The 553-nt window shown below is 47.4% G+C and carries 1 protein-coding gene and 1 pseudogene; both read right to left on the bottom strand.

What is annotated here, in order from left to right; genetic code table 11:
- Positions 1-394, bottom strand: a 394-nt coding sequence (gene cpaB, locus R7Z49_RS26930) for a Flp pilus assembly protein CpaB (protein WP_318112724.1), incomplete at its 3' end; no start/stop codon positions are given.
- A gap of 13 nt (positions 395-407) precedes the next feature.
- Positions 408-553, bottom strand: a pseudogene (locus tag R7Z49_RS26925) (AAA family ATPase); the annotation flags it as partial.

Below are 553 nucleotides of genomic sequence, written 5' to 3'. Positions count from 1 at the left end.
CGTCATTCACACGAATGGTGACTGCTCGCTTGTTCTCAGGAATTAAGGCCGCAAGCGTTGCGCCCTCTCCAGGTTGAGCAAGACGATTGGGATTGACCAACTCGCCCGCGTAAATGGTGTTTGCAACGATACGTCCCAAAGCTTGCTCAGGCACTTTGAGTGTTTCGTCGTCTATCCAGTCCACTTCCATTAACTTGGTGGTTAAATGCTTTTCATCCAAAATGGTGCCTGGCTCCAGCTCCATCGTAGCAACTACAACAGGGTGACGTTCCACCTCTTCGAGCTCTACTGTTGGCTGGTTTCTGCCGTCCATCCATTGTTTGGCAATTAATACGGCAGCAAGGCCGAAAACAATGGAGAGCAGCAATAACATGATGACTTGAGTCCGACTCATAATTTAAATCTCCCTATTCATCCACTGTGAAGTACAGTCCCCAGGCACGAGTTAATATGTCTGACGAGACGATCTTCTCTTTCCCTTCGAACACCAAAATATCTCGGCTAATGCCCAATAAATCTTTTGGTAAGCAAGGGAAGTAAGCGACATCATTGT

Origin of the sequence: Vibrio sp. 1562 (assembly GCF_033340155.1) — a bacterium.
GTDB classification, from domain to species: Bacteria; Pseudomonadota; Gammaproteobacteria; order Enterobacterales; family Vibrionaceae; genus Vibrio; species Vibrio alginolyticus.
Note: the sequence above shows the minus strand (reverse complement) of the source record. Positions and strands in the feature narration are given on the sequence as shown.